This is a genomic window from Variovorax ureilyticus (assembly GCF_037889935.1).
Classification (GTDB): Bacteria; Pseudomonadota; Gammaproteobacteria; order Burkholderiales; family Burkholderiaceae_C; genus Variovorax; species Variovorax ureilyticus.
The window spans coordinates 29,868-52,326 of record NZ_JBBKZU010000004.1 but is presented as its reverse complement, the minus strand read 5'-3'; the positions used below and the strand labels follow the sequence as shown (position 1 = coordinate 52,326).

Genomic DNA, 22,459 nt, shown 5'->3' with positions numbered 1-22,459 from the left:
GAAAGGGGGTGCAGAGCTACACGAAGTGAGCGAGGCTGGGGGTGAGCTCAGAACGGGCTATCGGGATGGTAGAAGTCCTTCGCGTTCTCTTTGGTGATCAGCACCGAAGGAATGATCGTCGTCGCCGGCAGCTTCTCGCCCTTCAGGCGCGCCTCGGCCGTGAGCTTGATCGCGTCGTAGATGAACTTCGGCGAATAGCTCACGTCGGCATCGATGCGCTTGTCCTTGCCGTCGATGATGGTCTTGACCATGCCCTTGGCGCCCGCGCCGCCGAAGATCACCTTGATGTCGTTGCGCTTGGCCTGTTCGATGGCCTTGAGCACGCCCACTGCCATGTCGTCGTCGGCGGCCCAGATCGCGTCGATGTCCTTGAAGCGCGTCAGGTAGTCCTGCGTGACCTTGAAGGCATCGTCGCGGTTCCAGTTGGCGTACTTCGCATCCAGCAGCTTGATGTCGGGGTAGTTCTTGAGCACGCTGTTGAACGCGTCCATGCGCTCGTTGTCGAGCGTGGTCGGGATGCCGCGCAGCGCGACGACATTGCCCTTGCCGCCGAGCTTCTTGGCGATGTATTCGGCCGGGATCTTGCCGAAGGCGGTGTTGTCGCCGGCGACATAGGCGTCCTGTGCGCTGGTATCGGTCAGGCCGCGATCGACCACCGTGACATAGGTGCCCTTGGCCTTGACCTGCGCGACCGGCTTGGTGAGCGCGGCCGATTCGAACGGGAAGATCACGAGCGCATTGATCTTGCTCACGGTCGAGAGGTCCTGCAACTGGTTGGCCTGCTCGGGCGCATTCGCCGCGGTCTTGATCGTGATCTTCAGGTCCTTGTGCTCTTTCTCCAGGTCCTTCTTGGCCTGGTTGGCCCAGTAGTTGATGCCGCCCATGAAGCTGTGCGTCGCGGCCGGGATCGACACGCCCAGGTGCACCGGCTCGGCGGCCGCGAGGACCGGGATCGCGGCGAAGCTCGCCGCGGCAACCGCACTCAGGACCATGCGACGGGAAATGGAAGTCTTCATGCTGCTTGTCTCCTTGGTTGATGAAACGGAACGGACGAAAAACCGGTCGAGCGTCATCGGCGGCCGCGCTGGAGGAACGCGACGACGATGATCACGAAGCCCTGCACCGCCGCGTTGAGGTACACGCTGATGATGCTGGTGAGGTTGAGGATGTTGCTGATGACCGAGAGCAGGATCGCGCCGATCACGGTGCCGACAACGCTGCCCGATCCGCCCTTGAGCGCGGTGCCGCCGACGATCACCGCGGCGATCGCTTCGAGCTCCCACAGCAGGCCGGTCGTCGGTGATGCGGAGCCGAGCCGAGGCACATAGAGCAGCGTCGCGATGCCGACGCACACGCCGAGGAACACGTAGGTGAGCACCTTCACGCCGTCGACGCCGACCGCCGCGTAGCGCGCCACTTGCTCGTTCGATCCGATGGCCTGCACGTAGCGGCCGTAGGCGGTGCGGTTGAGGATCAAGCCGCCGATGACCGCGACAACCAGAAAGACCCACACCGGGACCGGCACGCCGAGCAGGCTCGCGTAGTAGACCGGCGCATAGACATCCGACAGGTCGTTGTCGAGCGTGAGCGCACCGCCGTTGGCGAAGTAGGTCAGGTACGCGCGAAAGATGCCCAGCGTGCCGAGCGTGACGATGAAGGGCTCGATCCGCCCCTTGGTGATGAGCAGCCCGTGCGCGAGGCCGAACACCGCGCCGAGCACCACCGCGAGCAGCGCGCCGAGCACCACGGCCAGCAGCGGCGAGCCGACCACCGGACCCATCGCGTTGATGAACATGATCACGCAGCCTGCGATCAGCGCGGCCATCGATCCCACCGACAGGTCGATGCCGCCAGAGATGATCACGAAGCACATGCCCACCGCGATGATGCCGATGAAGGCGGTGCGCGTGAGCACGTTCATCGCGTTGTCGAGCGTCGCGAAGTCGCTGTTGAGCAGGGTGCCGGCGATGCACAGCAGCACGAGGCCGATGACCGGTCCGAAGCCGTGCAGGCGCTCGGTCCAGCGCGGCTTGGCTTCGCTGCGGTGTGCGGCAGCGGAATCAGGCGTTGAAGCCATATGCTATCCGGCAAGCGATGCGGGGAGCACCGTGGAACCGGCTTCGCCGGGCCACCGGTGTCGCCCCCTGCAAGGGGGTTGGCGAAGCGACACGAAGTGCGCGCAGCCTGGGGGTGGGTTCATCTCGTTCCGGTGGCATGAGCGATGAGCTCCTCTTCAGTCAATGCTTCCGCGTCAAGGGTCGTGACGAGCCGGCCGGCGCGCATCACCGCGACGCGATGACACAGGCCGATCAGCTCCATCAGTTCGGACGAGACGACGATCACCGCGAGACCTTCTCGCGCAAGGCGTTGGATCAGGAAATAGATGTCGCGCTTGGCGCCGACATCGACGCCGCGCGTGGGCTCGTCGAGCACCACGATCTTCGGCTTCGGCTGCAGCACCTTGGCCAGCGCAAGCTTCTGCTGGTTTCCTCCGGAGAGCGACGAGGCGCGCGCATCGAGATCGCCGGTGCGGATGCCGTAGTCCTTCACGGCGACCGCGAGCGCGCGGCGCTCCGCGTCGGGGTGCAGCCACGGCGTGGCGTAGCGTTCGAGCGCCATCAGCGTGAGGTTCTGGCGCAGACCGAAGTTGACGTGGAGGCCCTTGCCCTTGCGGTCCTCGCTCAGGTAGGTGAGGCCGTGTTTCGCCGCTTCGCGCGGATTGCGCAATTGAACCGCCTGCCCGTGGATCTCGACGCGACCACTTGCAGATCGCAGCCCGAGCAGGCCTTCGAACAGTTCGGTGCGACCTGCACCGACGAGGCCCGCGAAGCCCAGGATCTCGCCCGGCCGCACTTCGAAGCTCGCGTCCTCGGCCCACCCGGGCACGGTGAAGTGGCTCACGCGCATCGCCGGCGCCGCGTCCAGGGCCACGACGTCGCGCGGCGGATAGAGGTCGGCCAGTTCGCGGCCGACCATGAGGTTGGCCATCTGCTGCCGCGTGACGTCGGCCGTGCGTGCGCGCGCGACGAAGCGGCCATCGCGCATCACGATCACCTCGTCGGTGACGCGCTCGACTTCGTCGAGCTTGTGCGAGATGTAGACCACGGTCACGCCGTCCGCGCGCAGCTGCGCGATGAGCTTGAAGAGCCGTTCGGTCTCCCCGGGGGTCAGCGTGGCGGTGGGCTCGTCCATGATCAGCAGGCGCGCGTGGCGCGAGAGCGCCTTCGCGATCTCCACGAGCTGCTTCTCGGCCACGATCAGTCGACGCACCTTGGTGGCCGGGTCGATGTGCAGGCCCACCTCGGCCAGCGCCGCGGCGGCTTCGCGCGCCATCGCGGCGTCGTCGAGCAGCCAGCCCTTCTTCTTTTCATGGCCGAGGAAGATGTTCTGCGCGATGCCGAGGTCTTCCGCGAGGTTGAACTCCTGGTGGATCAGCACGATGCCCAGCGCCTCTGCATCCCGCGAGCCGGCGAACTGCTGGGCGTGGCCGTTGACGCGCAGGCTGCCGGAGGTGAGCGGCTCGTAGCCTGCGAGGATCTTCATCAGCGTCGACTTGCCCGCCCCGTTCTCGCCAAGGAGCCCGTAGACCCGTCCGGGTTCGAGCGAGAAGCTCACGCCATGCAGCACCTGCACAGGGCCGAAGGCCTTCACCACGTGGTCGAACTCGACGGAGACGGCGGCCTTCTGCCGCGGGGTGGCGATCGCTGCGGCGGTGCTCGTCATGGCGCCACGCCCCGCACCTTGAGGGTTTCCTGCATCGCGAGTACGCCGGCGCCGATCAGGCCGGCCTGCCCTTCGAGCGGCGTGTACTGGATCTCGAGATGCCGCGTCGAGAGGGCCAGCGATCGCTGGTACACGCTCTGGCGTACCGCGGCGAGAAACAGCGGCCCGATGCGCGTGATGCCGCCACCGATGAAGACGTGCGACGGATTGAAGAAGTTGACGATGGACGCGAGCATCTGGCCGATGAGGTTGCCGGCGCGCTGGACGATCGCGTTCGCCGCTGCATCGCCCGCCCGGCTGGCCTGCCCGACATCGATGGCCTCGATGCGGCCCTGCGTGCGCAGGCATTCGGCGAGCCCGGCGCTTTCGCCGGCTTCGGCGGCCTGGACCGCCATGCGCGTGATGGCCGGGCCCGCGGCCATCGCCTCGACACAGCCGAGGTTGCCGCAATGGCAGCGCGGGCCTTCCTGGTCGACGCAGATGTGGCCCACGTCGCCGGCCGATCCAGCGGCGCCGCGGTACACCTCGCCATGGCAGACGATGCCGCAGCCGATGCCCGTGCCGACCTTGATGACCAGGAAGTTGGAAAGCGATCGCTTGAGCCGCCAGAGCTCGCCCAGCGCCATGAGGTTGACGTCGTTGTCGACGAAGACCGGCGCCGCATAGTCCTCGCGCAGGTAGTCGCGGATCGAGAAGCTGTCCCAGGCCGGCATCAGCGGCGGATTCACGAGCTGGCCGATCTCGAAGTTGACCGGGCCCGGAACACCGATGCCGATGCCCATCACCTGCTTCGCCGTGAAGCCGGCGCGCGCGAGCAATTCCTTGATGAGCCCGCGAACGCGCGCGAGCACCACGCCTGGCCCCTCGCGCACGTCGGCGGGCTCCGCGTGATGCGCGAGCACGGCGAGGTCCGGGGCGAGAACGGCAACGTCGAGACTCGTGGCGCCGATGTCGACGCCCACCAGCACGCCCAGTCCTGCATTCAGCTGCAGGTTTTCGGCGCGGCGGCCACCGGTCGAACGCTGCAGGCCGGCTTCGGTCAGCAATCCCTGCTCGACGAGCCCGGCGACCAACGCATTCGCCTTGCTCTTGGAGAAGCCCAGCCGCTCCGCCATGCGATGGCGCGAGCCGCCGGCCGACCAGAACGTGGTCTCCAGCAGCTGCAACTCATCCGCAGTCAGGCGACTCCAGGGGGTCACGCGTCGTCTCCGTCGTTTTTTCGTCGATCGCCGAGGTCCCGCAGAACATTGGGCGAACGCGAATACTAGGAGCGCGTCTTCAGCCTAACAAGACTTAACTTCAGCCAAATTCGGATCGAAGTTGCTCGTGGCGTTCGTGCATGCGTCCGGACGGTGCATGGAGCTCCTCAAGACCCAACGCGCTTCGTCAACGATGGGCGATCCACGACGCACGCCAATGAAAAAGCCGCCCGATGGGGCGGCTTCTCCGTAGAAATCAGACCGTGTGGGTCACTTCTTGTCGCGGTACTTTCGCAGCGCGGCAATCTGCGCGGCCATCACGGTGAGCTCCGACTGGGCCAGGGCGATGTCGATGTCGCTCTTGGCATTCTTCAGAGCCTCTTCGGCGCGCGCCTTGGCGGCGCTGGCCTTTTCGTCGTCGAGGTCCTTGCCGCGGATCGCGGTGTCGGACAGCACGGTCACGGTGGTCGGCTGCACTTCCAGGATGCCACCGGCCACGAAGACGAATTCCTCGCCGCCGTCGGCCGTCTCGATGCGCACGGCGCCGGGACGGATGCGCGTGATCAGCGGCGTGTGGCGCGGGTAGATGCCGAGCTCACCGGCTTCGCCGGGGAGCGCGACGAACTTGGCCTCGCCCGAGAAGATGGACTCCTCGGCGCTGACCACGTCCACGTGAATGGTGCCTGCCATGGTGATTCCTTAAGCGACCTTCTTGGCCTTCTCGAACGCTTCGTCGATGCCGCCCACCATGTAGAACGCCTGTTCCGGCAGGTGGTCGCATTCACCGTTCACGATCATCTTGAAGCCACGGATCGTCTCGGCCAGCGGCACGTACTTGCCAGGCGAGCCGGTGAACACTTCGGCCACGTGGAAAGGCTGCGACAGGAAACGCTGGATCTTCCGCGCGCGGGCCACGGCCAGCTTGTCTTCCGGCGCGAGTTCGTCCATGCCCAGAATCGCGATGATGTCGCGCAGTTCCTTGTAGCGCTGCAGCGTGCCTTGCACGGCGCGGGCAACGCCGTAGTGCTCTTCGCCGACCACGTGCGGATCGAGCTGGCGCGAGGTCGAGTCGAGCGGATCCACGGCGGGGTAGATACCGAGCGAAGCGATGTCACGCGACAGCACCACGGTGGAGTCCAGGTGGGCGAAGGTCGTTGCAGGCGACGGGTCGGTCAAGTCATCCGCCGGCACGTACACGGCCTGAATCGAGGTGATCGAGCCGACCTTGGTCGACGTGATGCGCTCTTGCAGGCGGCCCATTTCCTCGGCCAGCGTCGGCTGGTAGCCCACGGCGGAAGGCATACGGCCCAGCAGCGCCGACACTTCGGTACCGGCCAGCGTGTAGCGGTAGATGTTGTCCACGAAGAACAGCACATCACGGCCTTCGTCGCGGAACGATTCGGCGATCGTCAGGCCGGTCAGCGCCACGCGCAGACGGTTGCCCGGCGGCTCGTTCATCTGGCCGTAGACCATCGACACCTTGGAGTTCGCCAGGTTCTCCTGGTCCACCACCTTGGCATCCGACATTTCGTGATAGAAGTCGTTGCCTTCGCGGGTACGCTCGCCCACTCCGGCGAACACCGACAGACCCGAGTGCGCCTTGGCGATGTTGTTGATGAGTTCCATCATGTTCACGGTCTTGCCCACACCGGCGCCGCCGAACAGGCCCACCTTGCCGCCCTTGGCGAACGGGCAGACCAGGTCGATCACCTTGATGCCGGTTTCGAGCAGGTCCTGCGAGGGCGAGAGCTCGTCATAGGCCGGCGCCTTGCGGTGGATCGGTGCGGTGAGTTCCTGGCCGACGGGACCACGCTCGTCGATCGGATTGCCGAGCACGTCCATGATGCGGCCCAATGTGGCCTTGCCGACCGGCACCGTGATCGCCGCACCGGTGTTGACCACGGTGATGCCGCGGCGCAGACCGTCCGACGAACCGAGCGCAATGGTACGGACCACACCGTCGCCCAGCTGCTGCTGCACTTCGAGGGTCAGGCCACCGCCTTCGAACTTCAAGGCGTCGTAGACCTTGGGCATCTGGTCGCGCGGAAACTCCACGTCGACCACGGCGCCGATACATTGAACGATCTTGCCTTGAGCTGCGTTTTCTTGAGCCATCATCTGCTCCGATAAAAATTTAAATCTGGTTGACGTCCGACACCTGGCTGGCTTAGACGCCAGCGGCGGCCGCAGCGCCCGAGACGATCTCGGACAGCTCCTTCGTGATGCCTGCCTGGCGGGTCTTGTTGTAGACCAGCTTGAGTTCGTTGATCACGTTGCCGGCGTTGTCGGTGGCCGCCTTCATCGCGACCATGCGGGCCGACTGCTCGGAAGCCATGTTCTCCGCGACGCCCTGATACACCAGCGATTCGACGTAGCGCACCAGCAGTTCATCGATCACGCTCTGCGCGTCGGGCTCGTAGATGTAGTCCCACGAGTGCTGCCCCTGTTCGACCTTGAGCGACTCGGCGGGCAGCGGAAGCAGCTGCTCCACCACCGACTCCTGCCGCATCGTGTTGATGAACTTGGTGTAGCAGAGATAGACCGTGCTGAGCTTGCCCTCGGCGTAGGCGTCGAGCAGCACCTTCACGGGGCCGATCAACTTGTCGAGATGCGGCGTGTCACCCAACTGGGTGACATGCGACACCACGCGAGCGCCGACGCGGTTCAGGAAGCCCAGGCCCTTGTTGCCGATGGCCACCGCCTCGATGGCGGTGCCAGCCGACTGCAGATCGCGCATCTTGGCCGTCACGGCACGCAGCACGTTGGTGTTCATGCCGCCGCACAGACCCTTGTCGGTCGTGACGACAATGAAGCCCGCCGCCTTCGCGTCGTGCGTCTTCATGAACGCGTGGGTGTACTCCGGGTTCGCCTGGCCGAGATTGGCCGCGATGCTGCGGATCTTCTCGCTGTAGGGGCGGGCGGCACGCATGCGATCCTGCGCCTTGCGCATCTTCGACGCGGCCACCATTTCCATGGCCTTGGTGATCTTCTTGGTGTTCTCCACCGATTTGATCTTGCCGCGGATTTCCTTACCAGCTGCCATTGGGGCTCCTTGCTCGGTCGATCAGGCGAACGACTTCTTGAACGCGGCGACTGCTGCGTTCAGTTCGGCTTCCGCATCCTTGTCGAGCGCCTTGGACTGCTCGATCTTGTCGAGCAGCGCGCCATGGCTGGACTTCAGGAACTGGTGCAGGCCGTGCTCGAAGGACAGCACGTTCTTGACGTCGATGTCGTCCATGAAGCCCTTGTTCACCGCGAACAGCGACGCTCCCATCAGCGAGATCGGCAGCGGGCTGTACTGGGCCTGCTTCAGCAGCTCGGTCACGCGGGCGCCGCGGTCGAGCTGCTTGCGGGTCGCTTCGTCGAGGTCGGAAGCGAACTGCGCGAAAGCCGCGAGTTCACGGTACTGGGCGAGGTCGGTACGGATACCGCCGGACTGGCCCTTGATGACCTTCGTCTGCGCCGACGAACCCACGCGCGACACCGAGATACCGGCGTTGATGGCGGGGCGGATACCGGCGTTGAAAAGGTTGGTTTCCAGGAAGATCTGGCCGTCGGTGATCGAGATCACGTTGGTCGGAACGAAGGCGGAAACGTCGCCGGCTTGCGTTTCGATGATCGGCAGTGCGGTGAGCGAGCCGGTCTTGCCCTTGACTTCACCCTTGGTGAAGGCTTCGACGTAGTCGGCGTTCACGCGCGCAGCGCGCTCGAGCAGACGGCTGTGGAGATAGAACACGTCGCCCGGATAGGCTTCGCGGCCCGGTGGGCGGCGCAGCAGCAGCGAGACCTGACGGTAGGCCACGGCCTGCTTGGACAGATCGTCATAGATGATCAGCGCATCCTGGCCGCGATCGCGGAAGTATTCGCCCATCGTGCAGCCAGAGTAGGCCGACACGTACTGCATGGCGGCCGATTCGGAGGCAGAGGCTGCAACGACGATGGTGTAATCCATCGCGCCGGCTTGTTCCAGGGACCGCACCACGTTCTTGATCGACGAGGCCTTCTGGCCGATCGCGACGTAGACGCAGGTCATGTTCTGACCCTTCTGGTTGATGATCGCGTCGATCGCCACGGCCGTCTTGCCGGTCTGGCGGTCGCCGATGATCAGCTCACGCTGGCCGCGCCCGATCGGCACCATCGAGTCGATGGACTTCAGGCCGGTCTGCATCGGCTGGTCGACCGACTGACGTGCGATCACGCCCGGAGCAACCTTTTCGATCACGTCGGTGAGCTTGGCGTTGATGGGACCCTTGCCGTCGATCGGCTGGCCCAGTGCGTTCACCACGCGGCCGATCAGTTCGGGACCGACCGGCACTTCCAGAATGCGGCCCGTGCACTTGACGGTGTCGCCTTCGGAGATGTGCTCGTACTCGCCCAAGATCACGGCGCCGACGGAGTCGCGCTCCAGGTTCAGCGCGAGGCCGTACGACGGCGTGCCGTCGGCCGTGGGCGGGAACTCGAGCATTTCGCCCTGCATGGCGTCCGACAGGCCGTGCACGCGCACGATACCGTCGGTCACCGACACCACGGTGCCTTCGTTGCGAATGTTCGCGCTGACGCCGAGACCCTCGATGCGGCTCTTGATCAGTTCGGAAATTTCTGCGGGATTGAGTTGCATGACTCTTTCCTTCTTTCGTTAAGGGGGCTGGCGGCCTTAGGCCACCAGCGCAACTTTCATTTGTTCAAGACGCGCTTTGACGGAGGTGTCGAGCACTTCGTCGCCGACCACCACGCGGATGCCGCCGATCAGCGACGGATCCTGCTGGACCGTGACTTGCAGCTTGCGGCCGAAGCGCTTTTCGAGCGTGGCAGCGACGCTGCTCAATGCGTTCGCATCGATCGGGAAGGCGCTGTACACCACGGCATCGGACGAACCGCTCTGGGCGTTCGCCAGGACCCGGAACTGCTTCGCGATTTCCGGCAGCGCACTGAAACGCCCGTTCTCGAGCAGCGCCATCAGGAAATTGTTCGCGGCAGGCGGCAAGGGCGCGCCGAATGCGCCGGCGACGACGCCGACCACCTGGTCGGTGGTGGCCTTCGGGTTGTCCGCGAACTGCTGGAGCTCGGGGTTGGCGCCAATGGCCGCGACCTTTTCGAGCCAGGCTGCCGCGCCGCTCAGATCCGACGCGGAGGCCTTGAACAGCGCTTCGGCGTAGGGACGTGCAATGGTGGCGAGTTCTGCCATGGCTTGATCAGAGTTCCGTCTGCAGGCGGGCCAGCAAATCGGCGTGGACGGCCGGATTCACTTCCTTGCGCAGGATCTGCTCTGCGCCCTTGACGGCCAGCGCAGCGACCTGCTCACGCAGGGCTTCGCGCGCCTTCATGGCCTGCTGGTCGGCTTCGACGCGGGCGGCAGCGATGATCTTGTTGCCTTCTTCCGTGGCGCGGGCCTTGGCCTCTTCAACGATGGCCTGCGCACGACGTTCGGCATCAGCAAGACGCTGGGCGGACTCGTTCCGAGCCTGGCCGAGTTCGACTTCGACGCGCTTGTTGGCGGCGCTCAGTTCGGACTTCGCCTTGTCGGCAGCAGCCAGACCTTCGGCGATCTTCTGGGCACGATCGTCCAGCGCCTTGGCGATAGGCGGCCACACATACTTCATCGTGAACCCGACCAGGATCAGGAACACGATCATCTGGATGATCAGGGTACCGGTAATGCTCACTTTTCACCCTCTCTTTGGGAATGAATCCAACGCCATTCAATGAAGAACGACATGGGTTCGACGAGAAAGCCTGGGCCGATTACTTCGGCAGGTTGGCGATTTGCGAGAGGAACGGGTTGGCCGTTGCGAACCAGAGCGCGATACCGGTGCCGATAATGAACGCGGCGTCGATCAGACCAGCCAGCAGGAACATCTTGGTTTGCAGTTCGCCCATCAGCTCAGGTTGACGCGCGGCCGACTCGAGGTACTTGCTACCCATGATGCCGATACCGATACAAGCGCCAACAGCACCCAGACCGATGATCAGGCCAGCGGCCAGAGCGACAAAGCTAATAACTTCCATGATGACTCCTAGAGGACTTTGGTTGAAGAGAAAAGAAAAACGAAACTGAAACGGGGCGATCAGTGGTGATCGTGTGCCTGACCCACGTAGACGAGCGTCAGCATCATGAACACGAACGCCTGCAGCGTGATGATCAGGATGTGGAAGATGGCCCACGCGGTGCCCGCGACGATGTGGCCGAGCGCCAGCAGGATGCCGGTGGCCGAGAGGGTCCATGCACCGCCCATCAGCGCGATGAGCAGGAAGATCAGTTCGCCGGCATACATGTTGCCGAACAACCGCATGCCGTGCGAGACGGTCTTGGCGATGAACTCGACCATCTGCATCGCGAAGTTGAAGGGATACAGCGCCCAGTGGTTGCCGAACGGTGCGGTGAACAGCTCATGCACCCAGCCGCCCAGGCCCTTGATCTTGATGTTGTAGTAGATGCAGATCAGCAGCACCGTGACCGAGAACGCCATGGACACCGAAAGATCGGCAGTCGGCACGACACGCAGGTAGGCGTGATGCGGATCACCGCCGGCAGCGCCGTAGGCCTGGCCCCAGACCCAGGGCAGCAGGTCGACCGGCAGCAGGTCCATCGCATTGAGCAGGAGGATCCACACGAAGATCGTCAGCGCGAGAGGCCCGACGAACTTGCGGCTTTGCGCGTTGTGAACGATGCCCTTGGCCTGCTGGTCGACCATTTCGAGCAGGAACTCGACCGCGGCCTGAAAGCGGCCGGGCACGCCCGAGGTGGCCTTGCGGGCCGCCGCCCACAGAAACCAGCAGGTGATGACGCCGAGCGCGATCGAGAAAAGGATCGAATCGAGATTGAAAACCGAAAGGTCGGCCACACCTTTGGGGGCGTGGCTTTGAAGATGCGTCAAATGGTGAACGATGTATTCACCAGCGGTTTGACCATGTTCCGCAGCGTTTTCAGCAGCCATCCGTTACTCGTCTCAAAGTTTCGGGCGCTTGGGAGTCAGCATCACAGCCACCCAAGCCGCCTTCATTGTCACCACCAAGCCGATCAGCATTGCCGGCCAGCTCAGCGCCTCTACCAGCCTTGGCGCGGCGATCAGCATCGCCATCGTCAAGGCCAACTTGACCATTTCCCACAAAAAGAATCCGAATACCGCAGTACCCGGATTCAGCGAAGCAAACCTGCCGGTCAGCCCACGTGCGAACACCGCCGCGGGAAGAACCACCGCGAGCGCGCCGTATCCGGCGGACCATCCCAGATTTTGCCTCCCTGTGAGCCCCCAGGCAGCCAACGCCACCAGGAGTCCCGCCACGACCTGAATCGCGATCACGCGCCACGGCGAGATCAACGGCTTCCTGTCGCGAAGCCGCTGCGCCTCCTCGGCGGTCAGCGACTTGAAATCTCCGTCCAGGTCGGGAGTGTCCTCATGGATTCCCTTCGATCCATCACGGGCGATTGTTTTCATTGCGAATGAAGCCCGGATGACGACCCAGAATTTCTACAAAGCCATTGATTATAGGTAGAAAGCCACGCGCTTCGGCCAAGTTGACGACACATGCCGGGATTTGGTCCCTGCGCCGGACGCCGAATCGGCATCGCTCCGCTTGGAAAGCGTCGATGCGCCCCCACCATAATTGCCCATGCACCCGATCATCGACGCGCTCCCGGACACACTCTGCTACCTCGACGGCGCCTACACGCCGCTTCGCGAAGCGAAGGTGAGCGTGCTCGATCGCGGCTTCATTTTCGGCGACGGCGTCTACGAGGTCGTGCCGATCTACGAAGGACACCTCTTCTGCTTCGAAGAGCACATGGCGCGGCTCGAACGCTCGCTTGTCGAGTTGCAGATCAGGAACCCGATGGCCTCCGTGCAATGGCAGGGCATCGCCAAGCGGCTGATCGAGGCCTCGCCCACGGCCGCACGCGCGGGCATGCAAGGCCTCTATATCCAGGTGACGCGCGGCGTCGCACCGCGCGATCACGCGATGCCGCAAGGACTCACGCCGACGGTCTTCGTCATGGTGAACCCGATGAAGCCCGTTCCGGACGAGGTGCGTGCCAAGGGCGTCGCGTGCGTCAGCGCGCACGATTTCCGCTGGCAGAAGGCGCACATCAAGAGCACCAGCCTGCTGGGCGCGGTGCTCGCGCGGCAGATCAGCGTCGAGGCCGGCGCGGCCGAAACCATCATGTTCCGAGGCGACTGGCTCAGCGAGGCGTCGTCGAGCAATGTGTGGGTGGTCAGGCAGGGCGTGGTCATCGGTCCGCCGAAGGACGAGCTGGTACTTGCCGGCATCCGCTACGGGCTGATCGAGCGCCTCTGCGCCGAAGCCGGCATCCCCTTCACGCTGCGCCGGGTCGCCCGCGAGGAGGTCTTCGACGCCGACGAACTGCTGCTGTCTTCGGCCAGCAAGGAGATCCTGCCGGTCGTGACGCTCGATGGCCGCACGATCGGCGCCGGCCGGCCCGGCCCGGTCTACCAGACCCTTTTCGCCGCCTATCAGCACGCCAAGGAAGAGGCCAAGGCGAGCAGCACTCAGGACAACGGAGTCACAGCATGAGCACCCCAACCACGCCCAACACGCCCAGCCCGCCCACCGGCGCAACGCCAGACACCCCGGTGGACGCGCGCAAGGACTCGCTGATCGAGTACCCCTCGAAATTCCCGATCAAGGTCATGGGCGCCAAGGTCGACGGCTTCGTGCATGCGGTGACGCAGGTCGCCGAACGCTTCGACCCGACCTTCGACGCCAGCACCGTGGAGCTGCGCCCCAGCAAGGCGGGCAACTACCTCGGCGTGACGATCACCGTGACCGCGACCAGCCGCGAGCAGCTCGACGACCTGTATCGCGCGCTCTCCAGCCACCCGATGGTCAAGGTGGTGCTCTGAGCCCCCGCCCGGCCGTTCCGAAGGGGGCTTGCACCGCAGTGCGTTGCGCGGAGGTCACTCGGTGAGCGCCCTGCAGGTTTCGCTGCTCGGCCGCGTCGACTACGCCGGCACCTATGCGGCGATGCAGAAGACGACGGAGGAGCGCGCGGCCGATTCGCCGGACCAGCTCTGGATCTGCGAGCACCCGCCAGTCTTCACGCAGGGGCTGGCGGGCAAGGCCGACCATGTACTGAGCCCCGGCGACATCCCGGTCATGCAGACCAATCGCGGCGGGCAGGTGACCTACCACGGCCCCGGCCAGGTGGTGGCCTACCCGTTGATCGACCTGCGCCGTGCCGGGTACTACGTCAAGGAATACGTCTTTCGCATCGAGGAAGCCGTGATCCGTACGCTCACCCACTTCGGCGTGACCGGGCACCGCGTAAGTGGCGCTCCCGGCATTTATGTGCGGCTCGACGACCCGTTCTCGCATGCCGCGCTCACCGGCCCGGCCCACCCGGACGACCCGTTTCGCGGCCTCGGGAAGATCGCCGCCCTGGGCATCAAGGTGAGCCGGCACTGCACTTACCACGGCGTCGCCCTCAACGTGGCGATGGACCTCGAACCCTTCACCCGGATCAACCCTTGCGGCTATTCAGGGCTGAAAACCGTCGATCTTTTTACAATCGGCGTTCAAACAACCTGGGACGAAGCGGCGCAGGTGCTGGGCAGCAAGCTCAACGTCTACCTCGCACCTTGAGCCCGCCAGAGAGAACTCATGAGCACCCCGCACGCTGAATCCACCGTCGTCCGAGAGGCCCAAAGCGCCGCCGACTACAACCCTTCCGCCAAGCAGAAGGCCGCCGCCAAGCTCTCCCGGATCCCCGTCAAGGTGGTCCAGGGCGAAGTGCTCAAGAAGCCCGAGTGGATCCGCGTCAAGGCCGGCTCGCCCACCACCCGCTTCTACGAGATCAAGCAGATTCTGCGCGAAAGCAACCTGCACACCGTGTGTGAAGAAGCCTCGTGCCCGAACATCGGCGAGTGCTTCGGCAAAGGCACCGCGACCTTCATGATCATGGGCGACAAGTGCACGCGCCGCTGCCCGTTCTGCGACGTCGGCCACGGCCGGCCCGATCCGCTCGACAAGGACGAGCCGCTCAACCTGGCGAAGACCATCGCCAAGTTGCGCCTCAAGTACGTGGTGATCACCAGCGTCGACCGCGACGACCTGCGCGACGGCGGCAGCCAGCACTTCGTCGACTGCATCCGCAGCACGCGGGAGTTGTCGCCCGAGACGCAGATCGAGATTCTCGTGCCCGACTTCCGCGGCCGCGACGACCGCGCGCTCGAGATCCTCAAGGCGGCGCCGCCGGACGTGATGAACCACAACCTCGAAACCGTGCCGCGCCTCTACAAGGAAGCGCGCCCCGGCAGCGACTACCAGTTCAGCCTGAACCTGCTCAAGAAGTTCAAGGCGCTGCACCCGAACGTCCCGACCAAGAGCGGCATCATGGTGGGCCTCGGCGAGACGGATGAAGAGATCCTGCAGGTGATGCGCGACATGCGCGCGCACGACATCGACATGCTGACCATCGGCCAGTACCTTGCGCCGAGCAACAGTCACCTGCCGGTGCGCCGCTACGTGCACCCCGACACCTTCAAGATGTTCGAGGAAGAGGCCTACAAGATGGGCTTCAGCCACGCCGCGGTCGGCGCGATGGTGCGCAGCAGCTACCACGCCGATCAGCAGGCCGGCCACGTGCTGGCCGGCGCGCCCGCCCTCGACTGATCGTGCCCACTGCAAGCGCAGAACCGGGGGCATCGCCGGCCGGAAGGCCCCTGCGCATCCTCCTGACCATGTGCTACCTCGTGCACCGCACCGGGGCGGAGATGTTCACGCGCGATCTGGCGATGTGGCTGCGCCGGCGAGGGCATGCGGTGACGATCTTCGCCACCGCGTTCGGCGACATGGCCGACGAACTGCGCCTTGCTTCGATCGCATGCATCACCGATGTGGCAGACATGGCGGCGCGGCCCGACGTGATCATCGGCAACACGCACCACGAGACGGTGCGCGCCCTGCTCCACTTCCATGACGTGCCGGTCCTCACGATCTGCCACGACCGCAGCGCGGACCATGGACGGCCGGCGCAGTTCGCCCAGGTGAAGTGCCACGTCGCCGTCGACGAGAACTGTGCCGAGCGGCTCGTGAACGAGTTCGGGATCGCGCGCGAGCGCATCGAGCTGATCCAGAACGGCATCGACCTTTCGCGCTTCCTGCCCCGCCCCGAGCTGCCTGCGCGCCCGCTTTCGGCGCTGGTCTTCAGCAACCAGGCGGTCGACGATGCGCAGCTCGACGAGATCCGTGCCGCCTGCGTGGCGCGCGGGATGCGCCTGGACGTCGTCGGCCTCGCCTCCGGCAATCACCTCGCGGACCCCGCGCAGGCACTGGGCCGCTACGACGTCGTCTTCGGCAAGGCGCGCTGCGCCACCGAAGCGCTCGTCACGGGCAACGCGGTCGTGATGCTCGATCCCGGCTACGGCATGGGAGAGATGGTGACTTCAGCCAACGTGGCGCACGCGCGGCGCTGGAACTTCGGCCGCGCACTCCTCACCCGCCCCATCACGCGGGACAGCGTCGGCGCCGAACTCGACCGCTACGACGCGGCCGATGCGCAAACTGCCGCCGCATGGATGCGCGAACGCGGCGGGCTCGACGCGTCGCTCGGCGAACTCGAGCGCTGCGCCATGCGCCTCGCCGAGCAGCATGCGGTGGTCGCGGTGCCTGCCGAGCAGCGCGCACGCGAAGTCGCGCACTACATGGACGATTGGATCCGCCGTGGCAGCACCACGTCCGTGCATCTGCATCTCGCATCGGCGCGGCAGCACGCCGAACGGCTCCAGCAGGTGCTCGACGACCGCCAGCATGCCCACCAGCAAGCGTTCGCCGCCGAACAGGCGCGGCACGACGCGCAACTGCGCGCCGAGCTGGAAGCCGTGCGCGCCGACGCCGATCACCAACTCCGCGCAGCGCGCGCCGAAGTCGCGGCTTTGCAGACGCACCTGCGCGAGTTCCACGCCAGTCGCTCCTGGCGAGTGACCGCCCCGCTTCGCAGACTCTCCGGGGGACTGCTTTCGAAGGGCCGGCGCACATGAAGGCCCTGGTGGTCGCGGCCCATTCCGGGCACGAGCTGCTGCTGTGGAAATGGCTGCGCGAAGCGCGGCCCGATTTCGTCGTGCTGACCAACGGCGCCGGCTCCACCGGCGTGCCGCGGCTCGAACCCACGATCGACAACCTGGCGCGCGCCGGCGCGAACTGGGTCCCGGGCGTGGTCCAGCCGATGGCCGATGCGGACATCTATCGCGCGCTGCTGGACGGCGACACCCGCCTCTTCTCGCAATGGCTCGACGCGCTGACCGACCATGTGCTCGCGCAAGGCATCGACTGCATCGTGGCCGACGAGGCGGAAGACTACAACCCGTCGCACGACCTGTGCCGGCTGCTGGCCAACCAGGTGGCTGCGCGGGCGACTGCGCGCGGCCATGCGGTCGCCGCGTACGGCTATCCGACGGTCGGGCACCCGAGTCCGCAGCGCCGCCTCGATACCGAGCACCACCTGCTCGTGGAACTCACCGCGAACGAGTTGCAGCGCAAGCTGGACGACATGGTCCGCTATGCCCGCAGCTTCGGCGGGCAGCTGCAGCGCGAGCTCGACGGCTTCATCGACGAATTCGGCGCCGGCGCCTATGGCCGCGAGTGCCTGTTCGCGGCGCGAGCCACGCGCTACGAACAAGCCGTGGCGCCAGCCGGCAAGCCGCTCTTCGAAACCATCGGCGAAGAGCGGGTCGCTGCCGGCGTGTACAAGTACGTGATCCGCGGCGCGCATCTGCAGGCGGTGGCAGACCGGCTGTGCGATCGGGGGATTGGCTGAAACGGCCTTCGATGACATTCGTCGCGCTCGATCCCGAAGACTTCCGGTCCGCCCCGGTGGCTCTTTCCGCGTCGCCGCCCAGCGATGACGCCCCCCTGATTCATGCCATCGTGGGGCTCGGCCGCTTCGGCACCACGCATGCGCGCAAGCTCGCCGGTCTTTCGGGGTTCCGTCTGCGCGCGACGGTCGACCCGGCAGAAGCCGCCGCTGACTGCGCTGAACTCGCCGCCCTGCCGCGGCTGGCCGCAGTGGATCATCTGCCGCCGGACGTCCAGTCGGCAACGGTCGCCACCAGCGATGCGGCCCATGCGCCCGTGGCGCAGGCGCTGATGCGTCGCGGCTGCCATGTGCTGGTCGAAAAGCCGCTGTGTACGGAAAGGCGCGACGGTGCACTCATGATCCGGACCGCCCAGCAGTACGGCGTCACTCTCAGCACCGGACACATCGAGCGCTTCAATCCGGTCTTCGACGATCTCACGCTGACCCGGCTTCGGCACATGGCGCGCGCCCATCGCCACGGCACCCACCCGTTTCTGCGCTTTCGCCGCTATTCATCGCGCGACGCCGGTGCGCTCGACAGCGTGCTCGATCTCATGGTGCACGACCTCGACCTGTTCGCTTGGCTGTGCGCGATCCCGACCGACGCGCCGATGCAGGTGCTGGCGCGCCGCATCTGCGCCCGCCATGTCCGCGCGCGGGTGCGTCTGGGCGACTGGGTCGCCGATCTCGAAAGCGGCTATGGCAGCGCGCCCGCGAACGCTCGCATGCAGGCGGGGCATGAGAGCCGGCCACTGGTGCTCGATCTGCGCAGCCGCGCCCACCCTGCCCTGACAGGCGACGATGCACTCGCACGCCAGTACCGCGACTTCCGGCGTGCCGTCCATGGCAGGGGCCGGCGCATCGCATCCGGCGCCGACGGCCTCGCGGCGGTGACGCGGGCCTGCCAGATCCTCGAAGCATGAAGATCCCGCTGTTCCGGTCGGCCGCATCCGCCGAACCCACGGTTGCACGCGTGACCCGGGCCTGGGCGGACGTGCTTCGCAGCGGCGTCTACGTCCTCGGGCCGCAGGTCCGCGCCTTCGAGGACCGTCTGTCCGCGATGCTGCAAGGCCGCCAGACGGTCGCCGTCGGTTCGGGTTCCGAGGCGCTGCTGCTGGCCTTCAAGAGCCTCGGCATCGGAAGCGCGGCCGGCGGGAATGCCGAGGATGAAGTCCTGCTGCCCGCCTACACCTTCGTCGCGTGCGCCGAAGCCGTGCTGGCCGCGGGGGCTCGCCCGGTTTTCGTCGACAGCGCGGCCTTCGACTTTCTGCCCCCGCTTGCGCATTTCCGCGCCGCACGCACTCCGCGCACGCGGGCGATCCTCGCAGTCGGGCTTTTCGGCGACCCGACCGGTCTGCCCGAACTCTCGGCCTACTGCGAAGGCGAAGGCCTGTACCTCGTCGAGGACGTGGCCCAGTGTCTCGGTGCGAACGTTCCGGACATCGAGGGCCTCGCCCGCCCTGCAGGCACCTGGGGCGATGCGGCGGCGATGAGCTTCTATCCGACCAAGACGCTGGGCGCTGCGGGCGACGCCGGTGCGCTGGCGTTTCGCGATCCGCGCCATGCAGAGCGCGCCCGCCTGCTGCGCAACCACGGCTGGCGCGACGGCACGCATCTCTGCCTCGGCCACAACAGCCGCATGGACGAATTGCAGGCCTGCCTGCTGCTCGCGGCGCTCGACGACTTCCCGGCGGCGATCGCTCGTCGCCGCGCCATTGCCGCGCGCTACCGCGCCGCGTGGTCCGGCGGTCCGATCCGGATGCCGCTCGACGCCGAGGGGCATGCCTGGAACTACTTCGTCGTCGCGCTGAGCACGCGGCTTGGGCGCGATGCCTTCGCCGCGCAGCTCGCCGCCAACGGAATCGACACGCGCATCTACTATGAGAAGCCGCTGCACCGCCACGAGGCGCTGCGCGCGTGGCACGACGGACGTACGCTCGCGAACAGTGACCGGCATTCGGCTTGCTCGCTGGCATTGCCGCTCTATCCGATGCTCGAGGACCACGAAATCGACTACGTCATCGAGGTCGTGCGCGAGGCGGCCGAAGCAACAAGGAGACTTCCGACATGATTGCCACGCAGGAATTCGACACCATCGCCCGGTTGATCCGGACGCATGCGGCGCAGGCGCCTGGGCGAACTGCACTCGTCGATGCCGCCGACAGCCTCGACTGGGGCTCGCTCGATGCACTGATGGATCGCGTGGCCGCAAGCCTGCAGCGCGACGGCTTGCGCGCGGGTGACGCGATCGCGATCTGCGCGTCGTCGAGCGTGAACTACGCGGCGGTGTTCCTGGGCGCGTTGCGCGCCGGGGTGGCGGTCGCGCCGCTCGCGCCCGGCTCCACGCCGGCCAGCCTCGCGCGCATGATCGAGGACGCCGGTGCGCGCCTGCTGTTCGTCGACGCGATGGCGGCCGAGGCGATCGGGCCGGCTGCGCCTGGCGCGATTGCGCGCATCGCGCTCGACGCTTCCGATGCCGGAACGGCGCTCGGAGGCTGGCTCATGCCGGCCGGCACCCGGCCTGCCGAGGTCGAGCTGCAGCCTTCTTCGCCCTTCAACATCATCTACTCGTCCGGCACCACCGGCGAGCCCAAGGGCATCGTCCAGGGCCACGGCATGCGCTGGGCGCATGTGCGGCGCGGCGCGAAGTACGAATACGGCCCGGAGACGGTCACGCTGCTGTCGACACCGCTCTATTCGAACACCACGCTGGTCGTGTTCTTCCCGACCATCGCCTTCGGCGGCTGCGTGGTGTTGATGCCCAAGTTCGACGCCGCGGCCTATCTGAAGCTCGCCGAGCGTAAGCGCGTCACGCACACGATGCTGGTGCCGGTGCAGTACCAGCGCCTGATGGCACGGCCAGATTTCGACGCGCACGACCTCTCGAGCTTCCGCTTCAAGTTCAGCACCAGCGCGCCGTTCAATGCGGCGCTCAAGGCCGATGTGCTCGCGCGCTGGCCGGGCGGCCTGATCGAGTTCTATGGCATGACCGAAGGCGGCGGCACGTGCATCCTCGAAGCGCATCTGCATCCGGACAAGCTGCACACGGTGGGCCAGCCCGCCGAAGGCAGCGACATCCGCCTCGTCGACGAATCGGGCCGCGAAGTCCCGGTCGGCGAGGCCGGCGAGGTGGTCGGCCACTCGGCCGGAATGATGGTCGGCTACCACCGCCAGCCCGCGAAGACGCGCGAGGTCGAGTGGTTCGACGCCACCGGCAAGCGCTTCATCCGCACCGGCGATGTCGGCCGCTTCGATGCGGACGGCTTCCTCACGCTCTTCGATCGCAAGAAGGACATGATCATCAGCGGCGGCTTCAACATCTACCCGAGCGACCTCGAAACCGTGGTGCGCAGCCATCCGGCCGTCGCCGATGTCGCGGTGGTCGGCGTGCCGTCCGAGCAATGGGGCGAGACGCCGGTGGCCTTCGTGGTGCGCCGCGAAGGCGATGTCACCGACACCGACACGCTGCTGCAATGGACCAACGCCCAGCTGGGCAAGACGCAGCGGCTCGCGCGGCTGAACCTCATCGACGAGCTTCCGCGCAGCGCGATCGGCAAGGTGCTCAAGCGAGAACTGCGTGAACGCGAAATTCGTTGACGGCCAAGCCGGCGTCCACAAGGAGGGCGGCGGGAACGGCCTCTTGTGGGTGCTGGTCGCGGCGGCAGCCGTCTTCGCCTTCGTGCGGCCGCGCGCGCCCATCGACTACGTCCGGCTCGTCGACTGGCAGACCATCGGCGCGCTCGCCGGCCTGCTCGCGATCACGCAGGGGGTCGAGCGCAGCGGCATGTTGCAGAAGCTCGCGACGCAGTTGCTGTCACGCACCACCGAGCTGCGCCATCTCGTCTACTTGCTGACCGCGAGCGCCGCCTTGCTGTCGGCGCTCGTCACCAACGACGTGAGCCTGTTTCTGCTGGTGCCGCTCACCCGGGTGCTGGCGCAGCAGGCCCATCTGCCGCTCGGTCGGCTCGTGGTGCTGCAGGCGCTCGCCGTCAATGCGGGTTCGGCGCTGACGCCGATCGGCAATCCGCAGAACCTCTTTCTCTGGCACCGCTCGGGCGACAGCTTCATCGGCTTCATGACGATGATGTCGCCGACCGTCGCGGTCATGCTGTTCTGGCTCTTCGCCGCGATCCGCTTCCTGGTGCCGCGCGCCCCGATCCTGCTCAAGCCCTCGGGCGACGAGGCGGCGGTCGAGCCGCGCCTGCTGGCGCTCTCGGGCATGCTGTTCGTCGCCTTCGTGATCGCGCTCGACCGGCACTGGATGCTGGCCGGACTCGCCCTGGTGTTCGGCGCCCTCCTGCTGCTGCGCCCGCGCGTGCTGCTCGGCGTGGACTGGACGCTGCTGCTGATCATCGCGCTGATGTTCATCGACCTGCGACAACTCGCGGAGCTGCCCTCGGTGACTTCGCTGTTCGCACAACTGCCGATCCGCGACGGCTGGCGTGCGTACCTGGCGGCCATCGCCACCTCCCAAGTGATCAGCAATGTGCCGGCCGCGATCCTGCTCGACGGCTTCGTGCACGACTTGCCTGCGCTCGCGGCCGGCGTGAGCGTCGGCGGATTCGGCTGCGTGCTGGGCTCGCTCGCGAACCTGATCGCGCTGCGGCTCGCGAAGCTGCCCCATGGGCTGCGCGAGTTCCATCGCATCAGCATTCCGTTCCTGCTGCTGTGCGGCGCGACCGCTCTCTTGTTCCGACTCAGGTGACAACGGCCGACGCCGAATGGAAAA

At 66.1% G+C, this 22,459-nt stretch carries 23 protein-coding genes; 10 read left to right on the top strand and 13 right to left on the bottom strand.

Annotation, left to right across the window (positions count from 1 at the left end; translation table 11 throughout):
* Window positions 1-47 precede the first annotated feature (47 nt).
* The 13 genes from WKW77_RS10410 to WKW77_RS10350 all read right to left on the bottom strand — a co-directional run bounded on the left by WKW77_RS10410 (window position 48) and on the right by WKW77_RS10350 (window position 12,358).
* A complete protein-coding gene (locus WKW77_RS10410) occupies window positions 48-1,016 on the bottom strand; it encodes a substrate-binding domain-containing protein (protein ID WP_422823170.1) in 969 nt (322 codons plus the stop codon).
* A gap of 53 nt (window positions 1,017-1,069) precedes the next feature.
* Complete coding sequence (locus tag WKW77_RS10405; protein ID WP_340356773.1) at window positions 1,070-2,077, bottom strand: ABC transporter permease; 1,008 nt, start codon at window positions 2,075-2,077, stop codon at window positions 1,070-1,072.
* A gap of 119 nt (window positions 2,078-2,196) precedes the next feature.
* Window positions 2,197-3,723 (bottom strand): sugar ABC transporter ATP-binding protein, encoded by a 1,527-nt coding sequence (locus WKW77_RS10400; protein WP_340356772.1) that lies wholly within the window; start codon window positions 3,721-3,723, stop codon window positions 2,197-2,199.
* Complete coding sequence (locus tag WKW77_RS10395) at window positions 3,720-4,889, bottom strand: ROK family protein (protein WP_340357149.1); 1,170 nt, start codon at window positions 4,887-4,889, stop codon at window positions 3,720-3,722. The genes WKW77_RS10400 and WKW77_RS10395 overlap by 4 nt, the downstream gene beginning before the upstream one ends.
* Window positions 4,890-5,192: 303 nt before the next feature.
* The gene (locus WKW77_RS10390; RefSeq protein ID WP_340356771.1) at window positions 5,193-5,612 is read right to left on the bottom strand and encodes a F0F1 ATP synthase subunit epsilon; all 420 of its coding nucleotides are present in this window, start codon (window positions 5,610-5,612) and stop codon (window positions 5,193-5,195) included.
* Between the two features lie 9 nt (window positions 5,613-5,621).
* Entirely contained in the window at window positions 5,622-7,037 is a 1,416-nt protein-coding gene (gene atpD, locus WKW77_RS10385; RefSeq protein WP_340356770.1) for a F0F1 ATP synthase subunit beta, read from the bottom strand.
* Window positions 7,038-7,089: 52 nt separating this feature from the next.
* On the bottom strand, window positions 7,090-7,965 hold the full coding sequence (gene atpG, locus WKW77_RS10380; RefSeq protein WP_340356769.1) for a F0F1 ATP synthase subunit gamma: 876 nt from the start codon (window positions 7,963-7,965) through the stop codon (window positions 7,090-7,092).
* 21 nt (window positions 7,966-7,986) lie between these two features.
* Window positions 7,987-9,540: a F0F1 ATP synthase subunit alpha gene (gene atpA, locus WKW77_RS10375; RefSeq protein ID WP_340356768.1), complete on the bottom strand. Its 1,554-nt coding sequence runs from the start codon at window positions 9,538-9,540 to the stop codon at window positions 7,987-7,989.
* A gap of 36 nt (window positions 9,541-9,576) precedes the next feature.
* Window positions 9,577-10,107, bottom strand: coding sequence for a F0F1 ATP synthase subunit delta (locus WKW77_RS10370; RefSeq protein WP_340356767.1), 531 nt, complete (start codon window positions 10,105-10,107; stop codon window positions 9,577-9,579).
* A gap of 7 nt (window positions 10,108-10,114) precedes the next feature.
* Window positions 10,115-10,585 (bottom strand): F0F1 ATP synthase subunit B, encoded by a 471-nt coding sequence (locus WKW77_RS10365; protein ID WP_340356766.1) that lies wholly within the window; start codon window positions 10,583-10,585, stop codon window positions 10,115-10,117.
* Window positions 10,586-10,664: 79 nt separating this feature from the next.
* Entirely contained in the window at window positions 10,665-10,928 is a 264-nt protein-coding gene (atpE, locus tag WKW77_RS10360; RefSeq protein WP_019657641.1) for a F0F1 ATP synthase subunit C, read from the bottom strand.
* Window positions 10,929-10,987: 59 nt separating this feature from the next.
* Window positions 10,988-11,857 carry a F0F1 ATP synthase subunit A gene (gene atpB, locus WKW77_RS10355; protein WP_340356765.1) on the bottom strand — a complete coding sequence of 290 codons (870 nt, stop codon included), beginning with the start codon at window positions 11,855-11,857 and terminating at the stop codon, window positions 10,988-10,990.
* Window positions 11,858-11,869: 12 nt separating this feature from the next.
* The gene (locus tag WKW77_RS10350) at window positions 11,870-12,358 is read right to left on the bottom strand and encodes an ATP synthase subunit I (protein ID WP_340356764.1); all 489 of its coding nucleotides are present in this window, start codon (window positions 12,356-12,358) and stop codon (window positions 11,870-11,872) included.
* Between the two features lie 175 nt (window positions 12,359-12,533).
* On the opposite strand from WKW77_RS10350, the gene WKW77_RS10345 reads away from it, so the two are divergent.
* From WKW77_RS10345 to WKW77_RS10300, 10 genes are all read left to right on the top strand, one after another.
* Complete coding sequence (locus tag WKW77_RS10345; protein ID WP_340356763.1) at window positions 12,534-13,451, top strand: D-amino acid aminotransferase; 918 nt, start codon at window positions 12,534-12,536, stop codon at window positions 13,449-13,451.
* Window positions 13,448-13,780, top strand: coding sequence for a YbeD family protein (locus WKW77_RS10340; protein WP_340356762.1), 333 nt, complete (start codon window positions 13,448-13,450; stop codon window positions 13,778-13,780). Before WKW77_RS10345 ends, WKW77_RS10340 begins: the two co-directional genes overlap by 4 nt.
* A gap of 70 nt (window positions 13,781-13,850) precedes the next feature.
* Window positions 13,851-14,519, top strand: coding sequence for a lipoyl(octanoyl) transferase LipB (gene lipB / locus WKW77_RS10335; protein WP_340357148.1), 669 nt, complete (start codon window positions 13,851-13,853; stop codon window positions 14,517-14,519).
* Window positions 14,520-14,537: 18 nt separating this feature from the next.
* A complete protein-coding gene (gene lipA / locus WKW77_RS10330; RefSeq protein ID WP_340356761.1) occupies window positions 14,538-15,548 on the top strand; it encodes a lipoyl synthase in 1,011 nt (336 codons plus the stop codon).
* A gap of 2 nt (window positions 15,549-15,550) precedes the next feature.
* A complete protein-coding gene (locus WKW77_RS10325) occupies window positions 15,551-16,915 on the top strand; it encodes a glycosyltransferase family 4 protein (protein ID WP_340356760.1) in 1,365 nt (454 codons plus the stop codon).
* On the top strand, window positions 16,912-17,691 hold the full coding sequence (locus WKW77_RS10320) for a hypothetical protein (protein ID WP_340356759.1): 780 nt from the start codon (window positions 16,912-16,914) through the stop codon (window positions 17,689-17,691). The genes WKW77_RS10325 and WKW77_RS10320 overlap by 4 nt, the downstream gene beginning before the upstream one ends.
* 11 nt (window positions 17,692-17,702) lie before the next feature.
* Window positions 17,703-18,653 carry a Gfo/Idh/MocA family protein gene (locus tag WKW77_RS10315; RefSeq protein ID WP_340356758.1) on the top strand — a complete coding sequence of 317 codons (951 nt, stop codon included), beginning with the start codon at window positions 17,703-17,705 and terminating at the stop codon, window positions 18,651-18,653.
* Complete coding sequence (locus tag WKW77_RS10310; protein ID WP_340356757.1) at window positions 18,650-19,801, top strand: DegT/DnrJ/EryC1/StrS family aminotransferase; 1,152 nt, start codon at window positions 18,650-18,652, stop codon at window positions 19,799-19,801. The genes WKW77_RS10315 and WKW77_RS10310 overlap by 4 nt, the downstream gene beginning before the upstream one ends.
* Entirely contained in the window at window positions 19,798-21,327 is a 1,530-nt protein-coding gene (locus tag WKW77_RS10305; RefSeq protein ID WP_340356756.1) for a class I adenylate-forming enzyme family protein, read from the top strand. The genes WKW77_RS10310 and WKW77_RS10305 overlap by 4 nt, the downstream gene beginning before the upstream one ends.
* A complete protein-coding gene (locus WKW77_RS10300) occupies window positions 21,308-22,435 on the top strand; it encodes an SLC13 family permease (protein WP_340356755.1) in 1,128 nt (375 codons plus the stop codon). The genes WKW77_RS10305 and WKW77_RS10300 overlap by 20 nt, the downstream gene beginning before the upstream one ends.
* The last annotated feature ends 24 nt before the right edge of the window (window positions 22,436-22,459 follow it).